Origin of the sequence: Streptomyces sp. NPDC002888 (assembly GCF_042888465.1) — a bacterium.
Classification (GTDB): Bacteria; Actinomycetota; Actinomycetes; order Streptomycetales; family Streptomycetaceae; genus Streptomyces.
In genome coordinates this window covers 278891-302527 of the sequence record NZ_JBIAPU010000009.1, presented here as the reverse complement: position 1 = coordinate 302527, position 23637 = coordinate 278891, and the positions used below count along the sequence as shown (strand labels likewise).

21 protein-coding genes are annotated in these 23637 nt (G+C 70.4%); 10 read left to right on the top strand and 11 right to left on the bottom strand.

Going from position 1 to position 23637, the window contains the following annotated elements; all coding sequences use genetic code 11:
- Positions 1–155: 155 nt before the first annotated feature.
- The 3 genes from ACFYWX_RS17705 to ACFYWX_RS17695 all read right to left on the bottom strand — a co-directional run bounded on the left by ACFYWX_RS17705 (position 156) and on the right by ACFYWX_RS17695 (position 2625).
- Positions 156–1208 (bottom strand): aminotransferase class V-fold PLP-dependent enzyme, encoded by a 1053-nt coding sequence (locus tag ACFYWX_RS17705; RefSeq protein ID WP_389424946.1) that lies wholly within the window; start codon positions 1206–1208, stop codon positions 156–158.
- 113 nt (positions 1209–1321) lie between these two features.
- Positions 1322–2041, bottom strand: a complete 720-nt coding sequence (locus ACFYWX_RS17700) for a DsbA family oxidoreductase (protein WP_389424945.1) — start codon at positions 2039–2041, stop codon at positions 1322–1324.
- Between the two features lie 74 nt (positions 2042–2115).
- Positions 2116–2625: a GNAT family N-acetyltransferase gene (locus tag ACFYWX_RS17695; RefSeq protein ID WP_389424944.1), complete on the bottom strand. Its 510-nt coding sequence runs from the start codon at positions 2623–2625 to the stop codon at positions 2116–2118.
- Between the two features lie 116 nt (positions 2626–2741).
- On the opposite strand from ACFYWX_RS17695, the gene ACFYWX_RS17690 reads away from it, so the two are divergent.
- Positions 2742–4115, top strand: coding sequence for an MFS transporter (locus tag ACFYWX_RS17690; protein WP_389424943.1), 1374 nt, complete (start codon positions 2742–2744; stop codon positions 4113–4115).
- On the opposite strand, the gene ACFYWX_RS17685 is transcribed toward ACFYWX_RS17690, so the two are convergent.
- Both ACFYWX_RS17685 and ACFYWX_RS17680 read right to left on the bottom strand, forming a co-directional pair.
- Positions 4081–4689, bottom strand: a complete 609-nt coding sequence (locus tag ACFYWX_RS17685) for a DUF1349 domain-containing protein (RefSeq protein ID WP_389424942.1) — start codon at positions 4687–4689, stop codon at positions 4081–4083. The two genes, ACFYWX_RS17690 and ACFYWX_RS17685, sit on opposite strands and share 35 nt — an antisense overlap.
- 126 nt (positions 4690–4815) lie before the next feature.
- Positions 4816–6345 (bottom strand): aldehyde dehydrogenase (NADP(+)), encoded by a 1530-nt coding sequence (locus ACFYWX_RS17680; protein WP_389424941.1) that lies wholly within the window; start codon positions 6343–6345, stop codon positions 4816–4818.
- Positions 6346–6477: 132 nt separating this feature from the next.
- Between ACFYWX_RS17680 and ACFYWX_RS17675 the strand changes: the two genes are divergently transcribed.
- The 5 genes from ACFYWX_RS17675 (at position 6478) to ACFYWX_RS17655 (ending at position 11537) form a co-directional block, all read left to right on the top strand.
- Positions 6478–7251, top strand: coding sequence for an IclR family transcriptional regulator (locus ACFYWX_RS17675; protein ID WP_389424940.1), 774 nt, complete (start codon positions 6478–6480; stop codon positions 7249–7251).
- A 3-nt stretch (positions 7252–7254) separates the two neighbouring features.
- Complete coding sequence (locus tag ACFYWX_RS17670; RefSeq protein WP_389424939.1) at positions 7255–7725, top strand: GNAT family N-acetyltransferase; 471 nt, start codon at positions 7255–7257, stop codon at positions 7723–7725.
- Between the two features lie 280 nt (positions 7726–8005).
- The gene (locus ACFYWX_RS17665) at positions 8006–9316 is read left to right on the top strand and encodes a sensor histidine kinase (protein ID WP_389424938.1); all 1311 of its coding nucleotides are present in this window, start codon (positions 8006–8008) and stop codon (positions 9314–9316) included.
- A gap of 54 nt (positions 9317–9370) precedes the next feature.
- The gene (locus ACFYWX_RS17660) at positions 9371–10030 is read left to right on the top strand and encodes a response regulator (RefSeq protein ID WP_389424937.1); all 660 of its coding nucleotides are present in this window, start codon (positions 9371–9373) and stop codon (positions 10028–10030) included.
- A 55-nt stretch (positions 10031–10085) separates the two neighbouring features.
- On the top strand, positions 10086–11537 hold the full coding sequence (locus ACFYWX_RS17655) for a peptidoglycan D,D-transpeptidase FtsI family protein (RefSeq protein ID WP_389424936.1): 1452 nt from the start codon (positions 10086–10088) through the stop codon (positions 11535–11537).
- Positions 11538–11576: 39 nt separating this feature from the next.
- Here the strand turns inward: ACFYWX_RS17655 and ACFYWX_RS17650 are convergent, their stop codons facing one another.
- Positions 11577–13028, bottom strand: coding sequence for an NCS2 family permease (locus ACFYWX_RS17650; RefSeq protein ID WP_389424935.1), 1452 nt, complete (start codon positions 13026–13028; stop codon positions 11577–11579).
- Positions 13029–13297: 269 nt separating this feature from the next.
- Between ACFYWX_RS17650 and ACFYWX_RS17645 the strand changes: the two genes are divergently transcribed.
- From ACFYWX_RS17645 to ACFYWX_RS17635, 3 genes are all read left to right on the top strand, one after another.
- A complete protein-coding gene (locus ACFYWX_RS17645) occupies positions 13298–13864 on the top strand; it encodes a SigE family RNA polymerase sigma factor (RefSeq protein WP_389424934.1) in 567 nt (188 codons plus the stop codon).
- The gene (locus tag ACFYWX_RS17640; protein ID WP_389424933.1) at positions 13861–14724 is read left to right on the top strand and encodes a hypothetical protein; all 864 of its coding nucleotides are present in this window, start codon (positions 13861–13863) and stop codon (positions 14722–14724) included. The genes ACFYWX_RS17645 and ACFYWX_RS17640 overlap by 4 nt, the downstream gene beginning before the upstream one ends.
- A gap of 85 nt (positions 14725–14809) precedes the next feature.
- Positions 14810–15640, top strand: coding sequence for a pectate lyase (locus tag ACFYWX_RS17635; protein ID WP_389424932.1), 831 nt, complete (start codon positions 14810–14812; stop codon positions 15638–15640).
- A gap of 205 nt (positions 15641–15845) precedes the next feature.
- Here ACFYWX_RS17635 and ACFYWX_RS17630 read toward each other — a convergent pair whose 3' ends face one another.
- On the bottom strand, positions 15846–17000 hold the full coding sequence (locus ACFYWX_RS17630) for a right-handed parallel beta-helix repeat-containing protein (RefSeq protein WP_389424931.1): 1155 nt from the start codon (positions 16998–17000) through the stop codon (positions 15846–15848).
- A gap of 202 nt (positions 17001–17202) precedes the next feature.
- Between ACFYWX_RS17630 and ACFYWX_RS17625 the strand changes: the two genes are divergently transcribed.
- Positions 17203–19398: a family 43 glycosylhydrolase gene (locus ACFYWX_RS17625; RefSeq protein ID WP_389424930.1), complete on the top strand. Its 2196-nt coding sequence runs from the start codon at positions 17203–17205 to the stop codon at positions 19396–19398.
- Here the strand turns inward: ACFYWX_RS17625 and ACFYWX_RS17620 are convergent.
- The 4 genes from ACFYWX_RS17620 to ACFYWX_RS17605 all read right to left on the bottom strand — a co-directional run bounded on the left by ACFYWX_RS17620 (position 19395) and on the right by ACFYWX_RS17605 (position 23636).
- Positions 19395–20192 (bottom strand): HAD family acid phosphatase, encoded by a 798-nt coding sequence (locus tag ACFYWX_RS17620; protein WP_389424929.1) that lies wholly within the window; start codon positions 20190–20192, stop codon positions 19395–19397. The genes ACFYWX_RS17625 and ACFYWX_RS17620 overlap by 4 nt on opposite strands.
- A 90-nt stretch (positions 20193–20282) precedes the next feature.
- On the bottom strand, positions 20283–21395 hold the full coding sequence (locus ACFYWX_RS17615; protein WP_389424928.1) for a chondroitinase-B domain-containing protein: 1113 nt from the start codon (positions 21393–21395) through the stop codon (positions 20283–20285).
- A gap of 59 nt (positions 21396–21454) precedes the next feature.
- A complete protein-coding gene (locus ACFYWX_RS17610) occupies positions 21455–22612 on the bottom strand; it encodes a dienelactone hydrolase family protein (RefSeq protein WP_389424927.1) in 1158 nt (385 codons plus the stop codon).
- Positions 22599–23636 carry a pectinesterase family protein gene (locus tag ACFYWX_RS17605; RefSeq protein ID WP_389424926.1) on the bottom strand — a complete coding sequence of 346 codons (1038 nt, stop codon included), beginning with the start codon at positions 23634–23636 and terminating at the stop codon, positions 22599–22601. Before ACFYWX_RS17605 ends, ACFYWX_RS17610 begins: the two co-directional genes overlap by 14 nt.
- Position 23637 lies beyond the last annotated feature (1 nt).

Sequence of the window (23637 nt, the reverse complement as noted above, 5' to 3'; positions counted from 1 at the left end):
GCGGGCCGTCGGGCGTGCGGCCGCGCCCCCCCCGCCCCCCGCCCCCCCCCCCCCGGGGCCCGGGGGGGGGGGGGGGGGGGGGGGGCGGCGGGGCGGCCGCCCCCCCCCCCCCCCCCCCCCCCCCCCCCCCCCGCACCCGTGTGTCACCCGGGTGTTCAGCCGGACAGCACGTCCAGCAGACGGTCCACGTCCGCGGGCGTGTTGTACAGGTGGAAGGCGGCACGCAGGTAGCCCGCGCGGTTGGAGACCTGGATGTCCGCTTCGCTCAACTCGGGCTGCCGGTGGCCCAGTCCGGGCACGGAGACGATCGCCGAGCCGGGAGCGGGCACGGGCTCATGGCCGAGTGCCGCGAGCCCGGCCCGGAACCGGTCGGCGAGGGCCACGTCGTGGGCGTGGACGGCGGCGACGCCGAGTTCCTCGATCAGATCGAGGGAGCGACGCAGCCCCGCGAAGGTGAACAGGGCGTGGGTGAGGTCGAACCGCCGGGCGGAGTGGGCGAGTTCGGCCACGGGCCCGTAGCAGCTGTCCCACGGCCGCTCGGCCGCGACCCAGCCCGCGAGGACGGGCGACAGCCCGCCGAAGTCCTCCGGGACCACCAGGAAGGCCGCGCCGTGCGGGCCGAGCAGCCACTTGAAGGAGACGGAGGCGGTGTAGTCGTACGCGTCGGCGTCCATCGGCAGCCACCCGGCGGCCTGGGAGAAGTCGACGTAGGTGCGCGCCCCGTGCGTCCGTGCCGCCTCGCGCAGGGCGGGCAGGTCGGCGATCCGCCCGTCCGCGGACTGGGCGGCGCTGACCGCGACGAGCGCCGTGCCGGGGCGGACGGACTCGGCGATCCGTTCCAGCGGCACCGTGCGGACCTTGAGGTCGCCGCGGACGTGGAACGGGTTCAGCACGGAGGTGAAGTCGTCCTCCGCGGTGAGGACTTCGGCGCCCGCGGGCAGCGAGGCCGCGATGACCCCCGTGTGCGCGGCGACCGAGGCGCCGGCTGCCACCCGCGTGGCCGGGACACCGGCGAGCCGGGCGTACGCGGCCCGGCAGGCCTCCACGTCCTCGTACAGCTCGGTCAGTGGCCTGCCCTCGGCCCGCAGCAGCGCCGCCTCGTGCAGGGCGGTGATGGTACGGGCCGGGAGCAGGCCGTTGCTCGCGGTGTTGAGGTAGGTGGTCTTCGGGTCGAACTCGGTGCGGACGAGGGTCTCGAAGGTCTCCATGAATCCACTGTGGGCCCCGTGAACCTAGTAGTCCATTGCGGATTTCTGCGTGATTTCCCCAACGAACCCTTATGGATCCCCGCCGACCTGCGCCTTTCGTCGGCCGAGCCGGCTCAGCCCTGCTGCGGCACCGCGCACCCGTCCGGACCGCACGCCTCGGCGCCGCCCTCGTCGAGCAGCTTCAGCGGCGAGCGCTCGCCCCACGCCTGGGTGAGTGCCTGGGCGAAGACCTCGGCGGGCTGGGCGCCGGAGACGCCGTACTGGCGGTCGAGGACGAAGAACGGCACGCCGGTGGCGCCGAGCTGGGCCGCCTCGCGCTCGTCGGCGCGGACCTCCTCGGCGTAGGCGTCCGGGTCGGCGAGCACCTTGCGGGCGTCCTCGGCGTCGAGACCGGCCTCGACGGCCAGCTCCACGAGCCGTTCGTCGCCCTCGGAGAAGAGGGACCGCTCCTCGGCGAAGTTGGCCCGGTACAGGATCTGGATCAGCTCGTCCTGCCTGCCCTGCTCCTTGGCGAGGTGCAGCAGGCGGTGTATGTCGAAGGTGTTGCCGTGGTCGCGGTCCCGGGTGCGGTAGTCGAGGCCCTCGGCGGCGGCCTGCGCGCCCAGGTTGTCCTCACCGGCCTGGGCCTGCGCCTCGCTCATGCCGTACTTCCTGGTGAGCATGGTGAGCACGGGCTGGATGTCGCCCTTGGCGCGGCCCGGGTCCAGCTCGAAGGAGCGGTGCACCACCTCGACGTCGTCGCGGTGCGGGAAGGCCTCGAGCGCCTTCTCGAAGCGGGCCTTGCCCACGTAGCACCAGGGACAGGCGATGTCGCTCCAGATCTCGACGCGCATGGTGTCGGCTCTCCAGGGTCGTACGGGTGCGGAGACTCCCTCCGCCGGGTGTATGAACGTTCAAGCAGCCGCCTTCATTCCCCGGTCCCCGACACCTCGTAGCGCAGGTAGAGGTGGTGGTCCCCCTCGGCGGGCGGATTCTCCGGGTCGGGTTCCCAGCCCCGGCCGGCGTAGAAGGCCTGGGCCCGCCGGTTGTCGACGTGCACGTCGAGGACGGCGCTGCGCCGGCCGTCGGCCCGCCACTGCTCCACGCAGGCCGCGTGCAGGGCCGTACCGATGCCGCCGCGCCAGTGGTCGGGGTCGACGTGGAACTGGAACAGCTTGACGGTGTCAGCGGGGGCGCCCTCCGGGGTGCGGAAGGAGGCGAGGCCGACGATGCGGCCCCGCTCGACGACGCACAGCACATGGCTGCCGGGCCGCTCGACGGCCGCGCGCCAGGCGGCCACCCAGTCGGTGCCGTCGTCCGGGAGGCCGTCCGGATAGTACGTGGCGCGGGCCCGCGCGTGCAGCGCGGCGACGGTCTCCGCCTCGGCGGGCAGGACGCTGCGGATCAACCGGCTGCCGGTCATTCGCTCACTGATCATGCAACCGATGACGTGACCTGGGCGGCCCCGGTTCCGAGCCGGCCGAACCGGCGCGGCGAGGGACGACGGCGCTACGGTGGGGGGAGTGCGCAGCCGATGATCCCCGGCACGGAGGCATGACAACGGATCCCATCACGGAGAGCAAGCAACTGGCCGACGGGAAACGCCGGTCGGGTTCCTCCCCCGTCCTCACCCTCACCGCCGCCCTCCTGGGCTTCGCCCTGATCACCCTCGACGCATCCGTGGTGAACGTGGCCCTGCCGTCCATCGGCTCCGCGCTGGGCGGCGGAATGGCCGGCCTGCAGTGGGTGGTGGACGCGTACACACTCGCCTTCGCGTCCTTGATGCTGTCCACGGGCGCCTTCTCGGACCGGGCCGGGGCGAGCCGCGCGTACGCGATCGGCATCGCGCTCTTCACGCTCGCCTCGGCGGCCTGCGGCCTCGCACCGAGCCTGCCGACGCTGATCGCGGCACGCACGGTGCAGGGTCTCGCGGCGGCCGTCGTCCTCCCCGCGTCACTGGCGCTGGTGCGGCAGGCGTACACGGATCCGGCCCGCCGGGCCCGGGCGGTGGCCGCGTGGGCGGCGGGCGGCTCGGTGGCGGTGGCACTGGGACCGGTGGCGGGCGGCGCGCTGACGACGGCCTGGGACTGGCGGGGCATCTTCTTCATCAACCTGCCCCTGGGCGCCGTGGCTCTCGCCCTGCTGCTGCGCGCGCCCCGCTCCGAGCGCCGCCCGGCGCCCCTGGACCTGCCCGGCCAGATGACGGCCGCGCTGGCCCTCACCGCCCTCGCCTTCGCGGTGATCGAGGGCGGCACGGCGGGCTGGGCTGCCGCCGCAGTGGCCGGTGTGGCCGCGGTGGCGTTCCTGCGGATCGAGGCGCGGCAGGCGCACCCGGTGGTACCGCTGGACCTGTTCCGCAGCCGGGAGGTGACCGTGGCGGTCGCGGCGGGCGCCGCGTGCAGCGTGGCCTTCTACGGCGTGGTGTTCGTCTTCTCGCTCTTCTTCCAGCAGGTGCAGGGCCGCTCCGCGCTGAACGCCGGGCTGATGTTCCTGCCGATGACGGGCCTGATCGGCGTGACCAACGTGCTGTCGGGCAAGCTGGCCGGCCGCCACGGCCCGCGCCTGCCGCTGCTCCTGGGCCAGGGCCTCGCCGCCGCGGGCCTGCTCGCCCTGCTCTACGTCGACGCCGACACGTCTCCCGGCCTGCTGGCCGCGCTGTTCGTCCCGCTGGCCCTGGGCTGCGCGCTGACCGTGCCGCCGCTGACGACGCTGATGATGGACGCGGTGCCCGGTGAGCGCGCCGGTCTCGCGGCGGGGGTCCTCAACGCGGCCCGCCAGGTGGCCGGCGGCCTGGGCATCGCCGTCTTCGGGGTGCTGGTCTCCCACGACTTCGTCTCGGGCATGCACGTGTGCCTGGCCATCGCCGCGGCCCTGTTCGGGCTGACCTGGCTCCTCAGCTTCCGTCTCTCAGGTCGTTCGGCCAGGTAGGCCGGAACTCTATGTGGTCGTACGTGACCACACACCCCTCCCCCATCGGCGACTGCGCCAGGAAGCCGACCAGCGCCGCCCCCGTCTCCTTCTCCTCGCCCAGCGTGAACAGCCGCACGAAGATCCAGCGCTCCCCGTCCCGCGAGGCATGGAACGCGAAGGCCCGCCCGGTCCGGCTGACCCGCAGCCAGACCGAGCTCCCGTCCACGGTGAAGGAGTTGGCATCGTCGGAGTGCCCCCGGGTGACCACCGTGCACACCGTGGGCACATCCGGGGAGTACTCCAGACAGAACTTCGCCCAGGCCCGCTCCCCGACATGCACGTACAGCACGCCCGCATCGAACGCCGCGGCGAACCCCACCGTGACCCGAGCGATCAGCTGGAAGTCCCCTTCGGGCGCCCCGAGAAGCCGCGGCGCGTCGGAGGCACTCTCCAGCCCCTCCCCCGTGGGCGGCACAAACCGATCCTGCCGGGCCCCGGCCCACCCGCTGAGCACCCCGTCCTCGTAGGACCAGTGGCCGTCGGGCCCGTAAGTACGGAGCGGGAAAGGCAGTTCGGAGAGTTCGAAGTCCATCAACCAATAGTCCCAGGCTAGGTGTACGTACCCAGGGGCGCGGGGCTGTATCGATATGCGGCTCCGCCGTGTGGGCGCGACAAGCCACAGACCGGCAGCCCGCAATCCCACCGCGCCCCTACGGCGCTATCGCTCCAGCTGACCGTTGAACCTGCGAGGCAGCCCCAGGGGGTTGTCATCCCGCAGCTCCACCGGCAGCAAAGCCTCAGGCGCCCCCTGGTACACAACCGGCCGCAGCCACCGCTCGATAGCGGTGCCACCCACCGACGTCGACGTGGACGTGGTCGCCGGGTACGGCCCACCGTGATGCTGGGCCTGCGCCACAGCGACACCCGTCGGCCACCCGTTCACCAGTACACGCCCGGCCAGCGGCGTCAGCTCCGCGAGGATCTCCGCCCCACGCCCCTTCCCCGCCACCTCGTCGGCGGACAGGTGCACGGTCGCGGTGAGGTTGCCGGGCAGCCGGTCCAGGACGCTCTTGGCCTGAGCCTCGTCCTCGTACCGGACGACGACCGTGACAGGCCCGAAGCACTCCTCGAGCAGAAGGTCGTGCTCACCTTCCGCCGCCAGCTTCTCCGCCGGAACCGTGAGGAATCCGGCGCTGACGGTGTGCTCGCCGCCCGAGCCCGGGGTCACCGGCGTCTCGACGTCGGAGAGCTCCGCGCGCTCGGCGACCCCGGCGACGAAGTTGTCCCGCATACGGTGATCGAGGAGAACCCCGGCGTCGGTGTCACTGACGGCGTCCGTCAGCGACTTGACCAGGCCGTCACCGGCCTCGCCGGACGGCACGAGCACCAGTCCCGGCTTCACACAGAACTGGCCGACGCCCAGCGTCATCGACCCGGCGAGACCCTGGCCGATCGCCTCCGGCCGCTCGGCGGCGGCCGCCTCGGTGATGACGACGGGGTTGAGGGAGCCGAGCTCGCCGTGGAAGGGGATCGGGGTCGGACGGGCCGCCGCGGCGTCGAACAGCGCCCGGCCACCGCGTACCGACCCGGTGAAGCCCGCTGCGGCGATCAGCGGGTGCTTGATGAGCTCGATGCCCGCCTCGAAGCCGTGCACCAGGCCCACGACGCCCGCGGGGATGTCGTGCGCGGCGGCGGCCCGGCGCAGCACGCTGGCGACCAGCTCGGACAGGGCCGGGTGGTCGGGGTGGGCCTTGACGACGACCGGGGAGCCCGCGGCCAGCGCGCTCGCGGTGTCACCGCCGGCGACCGAGAAGGCGAAGGGGAAGTTGGACGCCGAGTAGACGGCGACGACGCCCAGCGGCACCTTGTAGCGGCGCAGGTCCGGGATGGGCGGGGTCGCGGTGGCGTCGGGGTGGTTGATGACGACGTCGAGGAAGGCACCCTCGTCGACGATGTCGGCGAAGGCCCGCAGCTGGTAGCAGGTGCGGGCGAGCTCGCCGTTCAGCCGGACCGGGCCGAGCGCGGTCTCGGCGTCGGCGACCTCGACGAGGTGGTCCTTGGCGGCTTCGAGCTGGTCCGCCGCGCTGCGCAGGAAGGCGGCGCGGACGGCGCGGTCGACGAGCGCGCCGCGCGTGTCGTACGCGGCGCGGACGGTGGCGTCCACCTCCTGGGCTGTGGCCTCCACCGCAACCTGTTCACGCTGCTTCCCGGTACGGGGGTCGACACTCCAGACTGGTGCTGCTGCCACCGACGGTCCCTCCACATGTAATGCCGCAGTACTTACGTCACCACCAGGGTCGTTCGATATACTGAACGCTGTCTCTGATGGTGAATGATGTGCTTGGAGACTATTTCCCGTCGAACGAAGGGGTCAAGGGCGATGTCGGCAGGCGAGACGGGGGGCGGGGCGCAGGTCAAGTCCGCGGTGCGGACGGTTGAGCTGCTCGAGTACTTCGCCGGCCGCCCCGGTATGCACTCCCTAGCGTCGGTCCAGGAGGCCGTCGGGTATCCCAAGTCCAGCCTCTACATGCTGCTGCGCACGCTGGTGGAGCTGGGCTGGGTGGAGACGGACGCGACGGGCACACGGTACGGCATCGGCGTACGGGCGCTGCTCGTCGGCACCTCGTACATCGACGGCGACGAGGTGGTCGCGGCGGCCCGCCCGACGCTGGACCGGCTCTCGGACGACACGACGGAGACGATCCACCTGGCCCGTCTGGACGGCACGAACGTCGTCTACCTCGCCACTCGCCAGTCGCAGCACTACCTGCGCCCCTTCACCCGCGTCGGCCGTCGCCTGCCCGCGCACTCGACCTCGCTGGGCAAGGCGCTGCTGAGCACCTACTCCGACGAACAGGTCCGCAAGATGCTGCCGGAGACGCTGCCGGCCCTCACAGAGCACACCATCACGGACCGGGAGAAGCTCATCGAGGAGCTGCACCAGGTGCGGGAGCAGGGCTTTTCCGTGGACCGCGAGGAGAACACGCTGGGTCTGCGCTGCTTCGGGGTGGCGATCCCGTACCGCACCCCGGCGCGCGACGCGATCAGTTGCTCGGTGCCGGTGGCGAGACTCACGCCCGCCCACGAGCAGATGGTGAAGGACGCCCTGTTCGACGCACGTGACCGACTGACGTTGGCGACCCGGAGGCTCTGAACGGTGCAGGTAGTACTACGAGAGGTCCACGACAGCGACCTGCCGGTGTTCTTCCGGCAGATGAACGACCCGGAGTCCATGCGGATGGCGGCCTTCACCGTCGAGGATCCCACCGACCGGGACGCCTTCGACGCCCTCTGGAAGCGGATCCGGTCGTCGGACGACATCGCGCGGACCGTCCTGGCGGACGGTGACGTGGTCGGCAACGCGGCGGTGTACGGGGAGCCGGGCGAGCGCGAGGTGACCTACTGGGTGGACCGCGCGTACTGGGGGCGGGGCGTGGCGACGGCCGCGCTGCGGGAGTTGCTGACCGAGGTGCCCGAACGCCCGCTGTACGCCCGCGCGGCCGCCGACAACGAGGCCTCGCTGCGCGTCCTGCAGAAGTGCGGCTTCCGCGTGAGCGTGACGGCCAGGGGCTTCGCGAACGCGCGGGGCGAGGAGATCGACGAGGTCGTGCTGACGCTGGAGGGGTGATGTCTGTCTCCCCCGTGCGGCGGAGCGGGATCGTCATGGTGCAGGAGGTGCGGCCGTCGGCGCCCCGTCGGCCTGGACACATGGCACAGTCCCTCCCCCTCGGTCGCCCTCGTCGGTTGCTGCGCGCGGTCGCCGTCGTCGCCTACCACTTCGCGGAGCGCTCGGGCGGGGCCGCGGGGTCCCGTCCGGCAGGGCCTGCCGCGGGTGCGGGGGCTGGTGCTGGGCAGCCGCTGCGTCTTTCGGGCCTGACCCGCCGGACCGGTCCCGGGCGACCGGTGGCATGAGCGGATTCGCGCGGCTGCTGTTCGGGCGGCGGGCCCGGCGTCGCTGGATCCATCTGATCCTCGGCGGCGCCCTCGCGATGCCGTACGTCTTCGTCGGCGAGGTCGTCATCGGCCCGGCGACCGGCGAGCAGAACGTCTTCGGCTCCTTCCCGCTCCAACTCGCCTCCTTCGCGGCCGGGCTGCCGCTCGCCGCCGTGACCGCCGCCCTGTTCCCGATGACCCGGCCGCTGGAGGCCGGCGCCGCCCGTGCCCTGTGCGGCATCGACCCCGGCGTCCTCGCCCACGGCCCGACCCGCACCCGGGCCGCGAAGGGGCGTACGGCGGCCTGGTTCACGCTGCACCTCGGGTTCGGCGGCGTCGTCTCGGGGATGTCGCTGGCCGTGCCGCCCTTCGCGGCCGTCCTGATCGTGCTGCCCGTCGCCGCGGCTCTGCGCGACACCCGGCTCGGCCTGCCCGAAGTCCTCGACAACCCCTGGGCGTTGGCCCTCGCGCCGGTCGCGGGCTCCGCGATGCTCGTCGCCCTCGCCGGGTGCGCCGCCGGCTGCGGTGCGCTGCTCGCCCGCTGGGCGCCCGCGCTGCTCGGGCCCACCCCGGAGGACCGGCTCGCCGCCGCCGAGGCACGCGCCGCCGACCTCGCCGTACGCAACCGGCTCGCCCGCGAGCTGCACGACTCCGTCGGCCACGCCCTGAGTGCCGTGACCCTCCAGGCGAGCGCGGCCCGCCGGGTCCTCGACAGCGACCCGGAGTTCGTGCGTGAGGCCCTCGCTGCGATCGAGGACACCACCCGGCGCACGGTGGGCGAACTCGACGCGGTGCTGGGAGTGTTGCGGGACGGCGACGCTCCCGGTACGGCCCCGGCGCCCACCCTCGCCGCCGACCTCGACGGCCTGCTGCGCCGTACCCGCGCGGGCGGACCGCGTGTGACGGCCACCGTCGGGACGGCCCCCGAGTCGCTGCCGCCGCTGCTGTCCCGCGAGGCCTACCGCATCGTCCAGGAGGGGCTGAGCAACGCCCTGAGGCACGCGGGCGACCAGGTCACCGTGGACCTGCGGATCGATGTCGCCGACGAGCACCTGGAGATCGCCGTCGAGAACCCCCTCAACGGCACCGCCCCCTCCCGCCCCGGCGGCGGCCACGGCCTGCGCGGCATCGCGGACCGGGCCCGGCTGCTGGGCGGCACGGCGGAGGCGGGGCCGACGAACGGGACGTGGCGGCTGCACGTACGCCTGCCGATGAAGGGACCTCGTGAGAGCACGAACGACGAAGGGGCCAGCGTGACCGCACGAACGACGAAGGGGCCAGCGTGACCGCACGAACGACGAAGGGACCGGCGTGACCGCACGAACGACGAAGGGACCGGCGTGACCGTACGAGCGATCCGGGTCGTCCTCGCCGACGACGAGCGCATGGTCCGCACCGCCCTGCGCGCCATCCTCTCCGCCGAGCCCGACCTGGAGGTGGTCGGCGAGGCGGCCACCGGCGCCGAGGCCGTTTCCGTGGTGCGGGAGTTGACGCCCGACGTGGTCCTCATGGACGTCCGCATGCCGGAGATCGACGGCATCCGCGCCACCGAGCAGATCCTCGCCACCCTCCCCGAGCCGCCCCGGATCGTCGTCGTCACCACCTTCGAGAACGACTCCTACGTCTACGACGCCCTGCGTGCCGGAGCCGCCGGGTTCCTGCTCAAACGGGCCGACGCCGACGCGCTGGTCCAGGCCGTACGGCTGGTCGCGCGCACCGACAGCCTGCTGTTCCCGTCGGCGGTGCGGGCGCTGGCCGCCGAGCACGCGCGCGTGAACGCCGCGCCCCCGGCCTGGGTGGGGAGGCTCACCGGCCGCGAGAGCGAGGTGCTGCGGCACCTGGCCGGCGGGCTCACCAACGCGGAGATCGCCCGTCGCATGGACGTCGGCCCGGCCACCGTGAAGACACACGTGGCGGCGGTCCTGGCGAAGACCGGCACCCGCGACCGCACCCAGGCGGTCATCGCGGCGTACGAGGCAGGTTTCATGAACGCCAGATGAGAAATCCGGGCGGATGGGAACGATCCACTCAACGTCGAACGTCTTTATGACCGGGATGAACAAGACGATCAGGCGAGCGTCCGTCTTCGCGCTGCTCCTCGTGTTCGCGCTGCTGGTCAGGGCCACATGGGTGCAGTTCTACGACGGCACGGCCCTCGCGGACGACAAGGACAACCGGCGCAACGCGATCGAGACGTACGCGGGGCCGCTGGGGAACATCATCGTGGCCGGCAAATCCGTCACCGGCTCGGAACGGACGGGGGGCAGCGACCTCGCATACAAGCGCACATACACGAACGGCCCGCTCTACTCGGCGGTGACGGGCTATGCCTCGCAGGCGTACGCCCCCACGCAGTTGGAGGGCATCTACGCCGACCTGCTCAACGGCACGGACAGCCGCCTGAAGACCGTGATGGACACGGTCACCAACGAGCGGGCCGACCCGGGCAACGTGATCACCACGATCGACCCGGACGTGCAGAAGGCGGCGTACGACGCGCTCGGCGACAAGAAGGGCGCGGCCGTCGCCATCGACCCCAAGACCGGCAAGATCCTCGCGGCCGTGTCGACGCCGTCGTACGACCCGTCGTCGCTCACCGACGCCAACACCGCGGGTGTGGCCTGGAAGAAACTCACCAAGGACCCGGAGAAGCCGCTGACCAACCGCGCGCTGCGGCAGCCGCTGCCGCCTGGGTCGACGTTCAAGCTGGTCGTGGCGGCGGCCGCGCTGGAGGACGATCTGTACTCGTCGGTGGACGAGAAGACGGACAGCCCCGATCCGTTCCGGCTGCCGGGCTCCACCAAGGACCTGTCGAACGAGAACCCCAACGCCCCCTGCGCCAACGCCTCGATCCGCACCGCGCTGCAGTACTCGTGCAACAACGTCTTCGCCAAGATGGCCGTCGACCTGGGGCAGGACAAGGTGAAGGCGATGGCCGACAAGTTCGGCTTCAACAACGACGCGCAGGACGTGCCGGTACGGGCCTATACGAGTGTGTACCCCTCCGACATGGACAAGGCGGGGACGGCGCTGACGGGCATCGGCCAGTTCGACGTCACCGCGACCCCGCTGCAGATGGCGATGGTGTCGGCGGCGATAGCCAACGGCGGCAAGCTGGTCTCGCCGCACATGGTGTCGCAGATCACCGACGGCGGTGGTGACGTCCTGAAGAACTACGACGACGACACGAGCACGGACGAGATCCTCAGCTCCTCGACCGCCGAGCAGTTGCAGTCCGCGATGCAGACGGTCGTGGACAAGGGCACCGGGACGAACGCCCAGATCTCCGGAGCGACGGTGGGCGGCAAGACCGGTACGGCGCAGCACGGCGAGAACAACAGCCAGACGCCGTACGCATGGTTCACGTCGTATGCGAAGGCCGGCGACAAGGAGGTCGCCGTGGCGGTGATGGTGGAGCAGTCCAACGCGGCTCGGTCGGAGGTCAGCGGCAACGGGCTGGCCGCGCCGGTGGCCAAGGCGACGATGGAAGCGGCGTTGAAGAACTAGGGGGCCAGGGGGCAGCCCCGACAAGGGCTGCCCCCTGCCTCACTTGACGCCCAGGATCTGCTCGATCGGGTCGATCGCGAAGTACACCAGGAACAGTGCCGAGGCTCCCCACAGCAGCCAGTGGATCTCCTTCGCCTTGCCCACGACCGTCTTGATCACCACGTACGCGAGGAAGCCCGCGCCGATGCCGTTGGTGATGGAGTAGGTGAAGGGCATCACGGCGATCGTGAGGAAGGCGGGGATGGCGATCTCGTACTTGTCCCAGTCGATGCTCTTGACCTGGGTCATCATCAGGAAGCCGACGGCGACGAGCGCGGGGGCCGCGGCCTGGAGCGGGACGATGGTGAGCAGGGGGGTCAGGAACAGGGCGAGAGCGAAGAGGCCGCCGGTGACCAGGTTGGAGAAGCCGGTGCGTGAGCCCTCGCCGACGCCGGCCGCGGACTCGATGTAGGAGGTCGCGGAGGAGGCGGAGGACGCGCCGCCGGCGACCGCCGCCGCTCCGTCGATGAGCAGGACGCGGCCGAGGCCCGGCACCTTGCCCTCCTCGTCCAACAGGCCCGCCTCCGCGCTGATGCCGACGACCGTGCCCATGGTGTCGAAGAAGTCGGACAGGATCAGCGTGAAGATCAGCAGGACGACGGTGATGGCGCTGGTCTCGCTGAAGGCGCCGAACAGGCTGAAGTGACCGATGAGTCCGAAGTCGGGGGTGTCGACGACCTTGTCGGGCCAGGCCGGCGTGGTCAGGCCCCAGGTCTTGATGTCGGCGATCGAGTTGATGACGATCGCCACGACCGTCATGGTCACGATGCTGATGAGGATGGCGCCCTTGGCCTTGCGGGCGAGCAGTCCGATGGTCAGCAGCACGCCGAGGCAGAACACCAGGACCGGCCAGCCGCCGAGGGTGCCGGTGCCGCCGAGCTGCACGGGGACGGTGGTGCCCGCGGCGTCGGGGATGCGGCTGACGAAGCCGGCGTCGACGAAGCCGATGAAGGCGATGAACAGGCCGATGCCGACGCTGATCGCCTGCTTGAGCGGCTGCGGGATGGCGTGCATGACGGCCTCGCGCAGGCCGGTCACCACCAGCACGCAGATCAGCAGGCCCTCGACGACGATGAGGCCCATCGCGTCGTCCCAGCTCATCAGCGGGGCGATCTGGAAGGCGACGACGGCGTTCAGTCCGAGGCCCGCCGCCAGCGCGAGCGGCAGGTTGCCGCCGACGCCCATGATGATCGTCATGACGGCGGCCACCAGCGCGGTGGCGGTGGTGAGTTGGACGGCGTCGAGCTGGTGGCCGAACTTGTCCTTGGCGCTGCCCAGGATGATGGGATTCAGGACAAGGATGTAGGCCATCGTGAAGAACGTGGCGAAGCCGCCGCGTATCTCCCGGCCGAAGGTGGATCCCCGTTCGGAGATCTTGAAGAACCGGTCGACACTGTTCACCGCTGGTGGCGGGGCACTTGACCGGTCGGTCACCTTCTGCGTTTCGGACATGGACGGACGCTCCTTGTTGCCTGGTCGATCAGTCTGCGGATGCTGGCTGGATTGTTCCCTCGTTGAACCCGTTCCAGGTTTTCACCGTGTTAAGGAATCGGGTTCGGGCGACCATACGGTGTTCGAAGCCCCGTACGAACCGGATAGTTGATCGCTGCTACGCTTCCCGATCTCGTCCCGACACCTCCCCGGGACACACTCATGTCATTCACATGACACGCACAGGCACCCCGCCAGGTGCCCGAAGTCGCATCGAGAAGAGGTCACCCGTGGGCACAGTCGTCGACGACGCCGCCTCCGTGGAATTCCATGCCTTCTTCGAACGCCACTACGCCGAACTGTCCCGCCTCGCCCACCTGTTGACCGGCGAGTCGGACGCCGCCGACGATCTGGCCGCGGACGCGCTGCTGGCGCTGTGGAACCGCTGGGACCGGGTGCGCGCGGCCGACCATCCGGTGGCGTACGCGCGCGGCGTCGTCGCCAACCTGGCCCGCACCCGCATCCGCAGCGCCGTGCGCGAGCGCCGCAGAATCGCCCTGTTCTGGTCGCAGCGCGAGGAGAAGACCGAGAACCCGGACGTCGCGGGCGTGGTGGACGTCCAGTCGGCACTGCGTAGACTCCCCTTCCGCAAACGAGCCTGTGTGGTGCTGCGGCACGCCTTCGACCTCTCGGAGAAGGACACCGCGCTCGCTCTCGGGATCTCGGTCGGTACGGTGAAGAGCCAGACCTCCAAGGGAATGGCCGAGCTGCAGAAGCTGCTCGGTACCAACAGAGCTCCGCAGAGAGTGCACGCCGCGATGGCGCGCACCGGTGAGGCCGGAGGAAGGGACCGATGACGATGCAGCGGGACGTGCACGGCGAGCTGCGCGCCCGGCTGCAGGAGGCGGCCGGGTCCCACGAGCCGGACCGCGCGCGCATCCTGGCCAGGATCGAGCGCGGCATGACCGAGCAGGACCGGCGAGACCACCGGGCGACGCGGCCGGCGGTGCTGGGCTGGGCCCGGATCGTGGGCGCCACGGCCGCGGTCGCGGGCATGCTCGCGGTCGGCGGCTACGCGGTGGCGTCGGCCGTGAAGGACGAGCCCCCGCAGCAACAGACGGTGCAGGCCTCGCCGACGCCGGTGCGCTCGCCCGACGCGACCAGCCGTCCGCCCGCCTCCCCGTTCCCGAAGCCGAGTTCCGGTGGCGGGTCGAACGCCGGCAAGCCGAGCCCGGTCCCGTCGCACACTCCCGAGTCCAAGCCGTCCGCCTCCGCGCCCGCGCTGCCGCCGGCGGACGGGAGCGAGGACGGCCCGCTGTGGTCGGACGGCTCGGTGGATCCGCACAGCAACGACTTCTGGGCGCAGAGCAACATCACCCTCAAGACCTCCGAGCAACTCACCGCGCTCACCGTGCGGCTGAAGGTCGCCCAGACCGGCGGCGTCTCGACGGCGGGCGCCTGGCGCTCGCTGCCCGAGGACGACTTCACGCAGACGATCGGCGAGAAGGACGGCTTCCTCGTCTACACCTGGGTGCTCAAGGCGGGCCGTACGGTCCCGAAGGGCGAGTGGGTGTTCGCAGGGCAGTACGACCACGACCGCGGCGGCCGGGACGCGGCGGACGACAGCTACGGGATCACCGGCACCGCGGGCGGCGAACAGCACGCGGTGGGCGGCGACTTCGCGTCCCACGGTGACGACGACGAGGGCGACTCGTGAGAAAGTCCTGAAGGCACGGCAACCCTTTCCTCACCGGTGGCGACCAGAAGGCGCAAGAGTCACCACCCACTTGAGGAAATGCTTCATGACTGCACCAGCAGAACGGCGCGTCCGGCACCGTCGCAAGGTCACCAAGCGGCGGGCGCTGATCGCGGGCTCCACCGCCCTCGGCATCACCGGCGCGGCGATCGTCACCACGACGATGCTCTCGTCCGCGGGCGCCGCGTCCTCCTGGCCGACAGCCTCCGGCAGCAAGTCCGTCTCCTCGACGATCAAGGTCTCCGGAACCTACGACGGCAAGCTGAAGAAGTTCTCCGGCGCGGGCGAGCTGGGCGGCAGCGGCCAGGAGGAGGGCCAGGACCCGATCTTCGAGCTGGCCGACGGGGCGGTCCTGAAGAACGTGATCATCGGCACGCCGGGCGCGGACGGCGTCCACTGCAAGGGCAGCTGCACGCTGCAGAACGTGTGGTGGCTGGACGTCGGCGAGGACGCCGCCAGTTTCAAGGGCAAGTCCTCCTCGGCCGTGTACAAGGTCATCGGCGGCGGCGCGAAGAACGGCGCCGACAAGGTGCTGCAGTTCAACGGCGCCGGCAAGCTCGTCGTGACCGGCTTCCGGGTGGAGAACTCCGGCAAGCTGGTCCGCTCCTGCGGCAACTGCAAGACGCAGTACAAGCGCACGATCGTGCTGAGCGACATCGACGTCGTCGCACCCCTGAAGGCGATCGTCGGCGTCAACACCAACTTCGGCGACACCGCCACGCTGTCGAAGATCCGCATCCAGGGCGACAGCAAGAAGAAGACCAGGACGTGTGTCCGCTTCAAGGGCAACAACACCGGCAAGGAGCCGACGGAGCTCGGCACCGGCGCGGACGGAACCACCTGCAAGTTCGCGTCATCCGACATCACGTACAAGTAAGTGAAACTCCCGCACCACGAGTTCGTACCGCGGAAACAACCACCTGTTCACTTTTGGCGTCCCTTCCAGTACATGGAAGACAGAACATCGTCCGACGCCATGGACCTGCCGGCCTGAGCCCCCCTCGGGTCGGCGGTGCCGACCGGAGCCCCCCTCGGGTCGGCAACAGAACGCCCCGCCGGTGACGACCGGCGGGGCGTTCTTCTCAGTTCATCGTCGACCCGATCGTCGAAGAACCCGTGGTCAGAAACACGGTCGCAGGCAACGAACCGTCCGCCTCACGAGCCCCGTACGCACTCGCCGCGTCCGTCGACGTGAAGGACGGGGTCGACACCCCGCCGTCCCAGTTGTTCGCGGCGGAGACCGTCGACCTCCCCAGCTTCGACAGTCCCCCCTTGTTGCCCACCGCCAGGTTCCGGGCCAACCGCGCCTTCCCCGTGGCGAAATAGAAGCCCGCCTCCGCATTGGAGTACGCGGTGTTGCGGTTCAGGACGAGCGCCCCCGTGTTGGAGTTCTCGGTGAACCCGTTCAACGTGTTGTCCCAGGCCGCATTGTTGTTCACGACATGCGCGACGGCGACGCCGCCCCCGCCCAGCTTGAACCCGTTCCCGTTGCCCTCGAACGCGGAGTCCCCCCAGCGGTTCTTGCCGTTGCCGAAGGCCCAGGTGTGCTCGATGGTGACCGGCGAGGAGAACTGCCACAGGTCGAGGCCGTCGTCGGAGTTGTTGTACAGCCGCGCCCCGGTCACCTTGTTGCCGGTCCCCGAGCCGAACTTGATGGCGATGCCGTCGGCGTTCTGGCCGTGCCCGGCGCGGTCGTAGTTGCCGTAGCTGTCCAGGTTCTGCACAAGGTTGTCGACCGTGGTGTCGCCGCGCAGCGTGAACCCGGAGTCGCCGTTGTTCGCGGTGACCAGGTTCTTGAAGACCCCGCCGGTGGAGGAGGTGACGACGAAGCCCTGGGCCGGGGAGTTCTGGAAGGTGAGGTTCTGGACGGTCCAGTAGCTGCCGTAGATCCCGGTGAGCCAGGAGCCGGCGGCCAGCTTGGAACCGTCGATCTTCACCTTCTCGCCGCCGTACGCCTGGAGCGTGATCCGGTTCGAACCGGTCCCGCTGGCGGTCGACTTGAGGGTGGCCGTCGGATAGTACGTGCCGCCGCGCACCTGGATGACGGTGCCCGCGGTCGCGTTCCGCACGGCCGACTCCAGCTGCGTCGTGCTGGACACGGTGACCGTCGTCGTGGCGGCCTGGGCACCGCCGTTCGACAGGCCGAGGTAGACGCCGCCCGCCCCGGCGGAGAGGGCCACCGCAGCGGCGATGGAGAGCGTGCGCGTCCTGCGGTGGCGTCCGGTGCTCTGACGCACTGGGCGTTCCTTTCCTAGGGGGAAGCTACGCGATCAAGTCGCCGCCGTGGCCGGAAGAGGTTGCCGCCCTGCGAGCGAAAACCCTCGAAACTTTCGCCGCCTGCCGTCCCGCTCCTACCTGTTGACGTGCTGTTTCCCGCTCGTAAAACTCCGAAGGCGCGCACCACCCAACAGAATCCCCCACACTCCTACAGGACTGCCCATGCGCCCCAGAGTCGTGCTCGTCGCCTGCCTCGCCCTCCTCCTCACCCTGTTCACCGCCCCACCCGGTACCGCGCAATCAGGAGCCCCACCCGTGAACCACCCCAAGTACGCCGGCTACCTCTTCGCCTACTTCACCGGCGAGGGCACCGCCGACGGCGAGCAGATCCGCTACGCCCTCAGCCGTGGCAACGACGCCCTGCACTGGCGCGAGCTGAACGCCGGGAGGCCGGTCCTGACCTCCACCATCGGGGAGAAGGGCCTGCGCGACCCCTTCGTGATCCGCTCCCCCAAGGGCGACAAGTTCTTCCTGATCGCCACCGACCTCAGGATGTACCAGAACAGCAGCGGCAGCTGGGACCAGGTGCAGCGGCACGGCAGCAAGTCGATCATGGTGTGGGAGTCCACCGACCTGGTCCACTGGACCGACCAGCGCCTGGTGAAGGTCTCCCCCGACAGCGCGGGCAACACCTGGGCGCCGGAGGCCTACTGGGACGACTCCCTCGGCGAGTACGTCGTCTTCTGGGCGTCGAAGCTGTACGCCGACGACGATCCCGACCACACCGGCTCGACGTACAACAAGATGATGTACGCGACCACGAAGGACTTCCGCACCTTCAGCGCGCCGAAGGTCTGGGACGACCCGGGCTACTCGGTGATCGACTCCACGGTCGTGAAGAACAAGGACACCTACTACCGCTACACCAAGGACGAGCGCGACCCGACCTCCAGCTCGCCCTGCTCGAAGTTCATCACCGCGGAGAAGTCGACGTCCCTGACCTCCACCACGTACGACTTCGTCGCGGACTGCGTCGGCAAGGGCGCGATGGACCGCGGTGAGGGCCCGACCGTCTTCAAGTCGAACACCGAGAAGAAGTGGTACCTGTTCATCGACGAGTACGGCGGCCGCGGCTACGTCCCCTTCGAGACCACCGACCTCGACTCGGGCAAGTGGACCCCGTCCACGAACTACCAGCTGCCCGCCAGCCCCCGGCACGGCACGGTACTCCCGGTGACGCAGGAGGAGTACGACCGGCTGCTGGCCGCGTACCCCGCCGGCCCGGCCTCGGTCGTGGACGCGACGGCCCAGGACCAGAAGGGGTACGCAATCGTCACCGAGAGCGCCTCGAAGGTCGTGCTGCCGATGCAGCCGGACGCGGATCTGCGGAATCTCGCCCCGAGGCTCTGGCTCGGTGAGGGCGCGAAGGTGAGCCCGAAGTCCGGTACGCGCCGCGACTTCCGCAAGCCGCAGACCTACACCGTGACGGCCGCGGACGGCACGAAGCGCACCTGGACGGTCGAGGCCGCGCGCACCCGCAGCCCGATCCTGCCCGGCCTCAACGCCGACCCCGATGTGCACTACCTGAACGGCGAGTACTGGATCTACCCGACGACGGACGGCTTCCAGGGCTGGAGCGGCACGCAGTTCAAGGCGTACTCGTCGAAGGACCTGGTCCACTGGAAGGACCACGGCGTCATCCTCGACCTGGGCCCCGACGTGAGCTGGGCCGACAAGAACGCCTGGGCCCCGGCGATCGCCGAGCGCGACGGCAAGTACTACTTCTACTTCTGCGCCGAGCAGCAGATCGGCGTGGCGGTGGCGGACTCCCCGGCCGGCCCGTTCAAGGACGCGCTGGGCAAGCCGCTGGTCGCCAAGGGCGGATCACTGAGCGGCCAGATGATCGACCCGGCCGTCTTCACGGACGACGACGGGACGTCGTATCTCTACTGGGGCAACGGGCACGGTTACGTGGTCCCGCTCAACGACGACATGGTGTCGTTCGACGCGTCGAAGCTGAAGGACATCACCCCGGACAACTTCCGCGAGGGCTCCTTCGTCATCAAGCGGAACGGCACGTACTACTTCATGTGGTCCGAGGACGACACCCGCAGCGAGAATTACCACGTGGCCTACGCGACGGGACCGTCCCCGCTCGGCCCGTGGACCAAGCGGGGGACGATCCTGTCGAAGCGCCCCGAGTACGGCATCGTCGCCACCGGCCACCACTCCGTGGTGAACACGCCCGGCACGGACGACTGGTACATCGTCTACCACCGCTTCGCCCTGAACGGCCCCGGCCGCCCGGGCGGTGACGGTATGCACCGGGAGACGACGATCGACCGTATGGAGTTCGCGGCCGACGGCACGATCAAGCCGGTGGTGCCGACCCTGGAGTCGGTGAAACCGGTGCGCTAGCTGACGAAGTACGTCGGGTTCGGGAGCTTGTACGTCCGGTCGGCGTGGCCGCCGTCGAGGTCGGAGTACTGGTCGCCGAAATTGGCGACGATCTCGTATCCGAGGTCGTCCTCGATGTGCCCCCGGGTGCCGGACTTGTACTGCACCGTCGTGCAGGTCCAGGTGCCCGGCGTGGCGCACCCGCTCAGGTAGGCCGGCGGGTTCGCCTTGTCCTTGAGGAACATGTGGTCGGCGTCGAGGTTCACATCGGCGCCGACCTTCTTCAGGTTCTCGACGGCGGCGGAGCGCTGCGCCTCGCTGAGGCCCGAGTTGTAGAAGACCTCGACGCCCTTCTTCTCGGCGTACCGCACGAGCTCGGGGCTGCCGAAGACGGCCGGACGGTCGGCCCTGTTCACGTACGCCGCCCAGCTGTCGGAGTTGTACGTGTAGTTGTAGCGCTTCTCGTAGTCGAGGCTGAGCAGCAGTGTGTCGTCGATGTCGAAGACGACCGCGGGCTTCTCGCCCTTGTGCCGCGCCTTGCGGGCGGCCTGGTCCAGGTACTTCCGGGCGGCGGCGTCGATGCGCGCGAGGTCCTTGGCGTAGGGGCTGTCCGGGGACGCCTGGTAGACGCCGTTCGCGTCGGCCGTGGTGCCGTAGTAGCTGTCGATGTCCTTGACCAGGAGCCCGATGTTGTACGGCTCGTGCGTGGAGTTCGCCGTGGACTGACCGGCGGTGGCCGCGCCGGCGCCGTAGAGGGCGGCACCGGCGACGGCACAGGCCGTGGCGACGGCCGCGATACGAAGTGGCTTATGCATGACAGGTTTCTACGCGCGTCACCCTCGCGGGCGCGAGACCCGTCGGGCAAAAAACGGGTCAAGCGCCCCGGGGCGAGGGCGGGACACGGGTCAGTTCATCGTCGCGCCGATGGTCGTGCTGCCCGTCGTCAGGAACGTGGTGGCGGGCAGGGCGCCGTTCGACTGGCGGGCGTTGTACGTGCTGGACGCGTCCGTCGACCTGAAGGCGGGCGTGGAGGTCCCGGAGTCCCAGTTGTTGCCGGACGACACCACCGAGGACCCCTTGTTGACCAGGCCGCCGCCGTTGCTCACGGCGAGGTTCTTGCCGAGCCGGGCGGCGCCGGTGGCGAAGTAGTAGCCCCACTTGGCGTTGGCGTAGGCGGTGGTGCGGTTGATGACGATCGCGCCCTTGTTGGAGTTCTCGGTGAAGCCGTTGCCCGCGTTGTCCCAGGCGGCCGAGTTGTTGATGACGTGCGCGACGACCTCGCCGTCGCCGCCCAGCTTGTAGCCGTTGCCGTCGCCCGCGAAGGCGGAGTCCCCCCAGCGGTTCTTGCCGTTGCCCATGGACCAGGTGTGCTCGATGGTCACGGGCGAGGAGAAGGACCAGAAGTCGAGGCCGTCGTCGGAGTTGTTGTACAGGCGGGCCCCGGTGACCAGGTTGCCCGAGCCCGACCCGAACTTGATGGCGAGGCCGTCGGCGTTCTCGCCGTGGTTGGCGGGGTCGTAGTGGCCGTAGGAGTCGAGGTTGCGGACGGTGTTGTTGGCCGTCCCGTCTCCGGTGAGGGTGAAGCCGGAGTCGCCGCCGTTGATGGTCTTGATGTTGTTCCAGTTGGTGCCGGTGCAGGACTGGCAGACCACCGCGCTGTCCGGGGAGTTCTGGAAGGTGAGGTTGGAGACGTTCCAGTAGTCGGCGGTCAGCTTGAAGATCCAGTCGCCGTCGGGGAGGCTCCCGCCGTCGATCTTCACGGTCTCCGAGCCGTACGCGGTGAGCGTGATCGGGCTGGAGGAGGTGCCGTTCTTCGTGGACTGGAGGGTGGCCGTCGGGTAGTAGGTGCCGCCGCGCACCTGGATGACCGTGCCGGCGGCGGCGTTCTTGATCGCGTTGGACAGGTCGGTGGAGTTGCTGACGACCACGGTCGCGGCCTGGGCCTGGGTGGGGAGGACGGCCAGGCCGGCGCCGAGGGCGAGGGTGGCGCCCAGTGCCAGAGCGGTACGACGAGACATGGTGCGGGGACCTTTCGTCGAGGGGTGTGGGGAGAGAGTGCTGTCAGGAGACGTGCGGGTCACATGACGGAGTCGAGCCAGGTGAGGACCTCGTCCTGCATGCGGTCGACGAAGACATGGCCGAGGTCCGGCCAGACCTTCGTCACCAGGCGCTCCTCGGCGTGGCGGGATCGCCAGACGGCACGCAGCCTCTCGTGGGCCACGCGGACGCCGTCGGCGGGGAACAGCGGATCGAGGCCGCCGTTGAAGAAGAGCATCGGCCTGGGTGCGGCGATGCTCGCCACGTCGGGGAAGTCGAGGAACCGGGGAAGCCCGGGGTGGAGCATGTAGTACGACGACTGCCCGCGCAGGGTGTTGTTGCCGGGCAACATCATTTCCTTCAGGCCGGTCATCCAGCAGACGGCGGCCGCGGCGGCGAGGTCGTCGCTGAGCGCTGCGGTCTGCCACGCGCGGAAGGCGCCCATGGAGAAACCCAGGGCCGCGACCCGCCGCCGGTCGACGCGGTCGAGCCCGGCGAGAAAACCGGCGGCCCGGACGTCCTCGCGGGCCATGAGCCCGGCCAGGGAGGAGCCGAGGTTGAAGAAGTTGCTGGCCAGGGCCTGCTGCTGGTCGTAGGTGAGCGGCCCCCGGTCGCCCCAGCCGAGGGCGTCCACGGCGAGCACCACGTACCCCCGCCGGGCCAGCTCGTCGCCGACGAACCGGCCGCTGAAGTACTTCTCCGCCCAGCCCTGGGCGGAGGCGAGACGGACGTCGTCGTACCAGGGCCGGACCAGTTTCTCCTTGCCGATGTCGAACCTGGCCCCGTGGTCGTGCAGAAGCAGCACGGCCGGGAAGGGGCCGGTGCCGTGCGGGGTGAGCAGGGCGGCGCGGACGCGTTCGTACCGGGTGAGGGAGAGGGTGACCAACTCCCGCGTGCAGCCGTCCCCTTCGGACCGCTCACCGAACTCGGGGGCGTAGGGGAGCCGCTCGTCCCCCTCGACGATCAGCAGCTCCTCGACCTTGGCGCGGGCGGCCCGGCGCCAGGCGCGGAAGTCGCGGATCGGGGACCGTCCCCAGGCGAGGGGGAAGTCCAGTTCGGCCTTGAGGGCGGGGTGGAAGTCGGGCAGCGGCCCGTCGACCACCCCCGCCTCCGCCCCGCTCACCGCGTTTGCCGTGAACAGCGCGGCCCCGGCCCCCACGACGAACGCCCGCCGCCCCACCGGGTCACGGGCACTCATACGGCCTCCAGTCCCCGAGGTACGTGCGCCGGGTGTGCGTGGCGGCCTCCTCCGCCGTCAGCTGTGGCCGGTTCTCCGGCACCGAGATCACCGCGCCGGGCCCGGAGTTGGCGTACTCGCGGAAACGCATGGTCTGCCACGGGTATGCCTCGCGCATGTTGGTGTACGGGGCCACCGCGTCGATCCCCGGCCCGAGCCAGGTGTCCCGCACGACCAGCGAGGGCCAGGCGGTGGTCTCGTACGACGGCACCCAGGGCCGGGCGATCTTGTACGCCGCGTCCTCGGCGCCCGAGGTCACGCGCCCGCGCAGGGCCAGGAAGCCGCGCGGGTTGGCGCGGGCCGTGGCGGGGGCGAAGACCATGCCCTTGGGTGTGAAGGTCACGTCCCGCTGGAGCGTGTGGAAGTGGCAGGCGTCGAAGACGGCGGTCGCCCGGCCGAAGACGAAGTCGACGTCGCCCTCGATGTAGCAGTGGCGGTAGTACTGCCGGTCGAAGGCGTCCAGCGCGGTCGTGTCCGCGAACAGGGTGTCCTGGTGGGCCAGCAGACGCACGTTCTCGAAGCGCGACCGGTCCCCCGTCACGTACGCGGCGACCGCCTGCGTCCCCGTGTAGTCGGGGTGGTCCGCCCGCAGCCAGTCGTTGGCCAGCGTCAGGTCACGGACGGTCAGTCCCGGGGCCGCCGAGGTGAAGGTGGCGGAGCCTGCCGTGCCGTAGGTGCCCGAACCGTCGGGCCTCGGGGTGCCGTTGGCGTTGTCGAAGACGATGACGGCGGCGCGGGGGTCGCGACTGGCGCCCCGCAGGGTCAACTCCTGCTTGTTGTCAGGCACGTTGACGACTTCGCGGTACGTCCCCGGATGCACGACGATCGTCCAGCCCGGGCCGGTCACCGCGTCCACCGCCGCCTGGACGGAGTCACCGCGGCGGACATGCAGGACACGGCGGCCGTGGGCGAGGGCGGGACTGCTCGCACCGACAGCTGCCAGACCGCCGGCGGTGAGGCCGGCGAGGAGAGTGCGTCTGCGCATG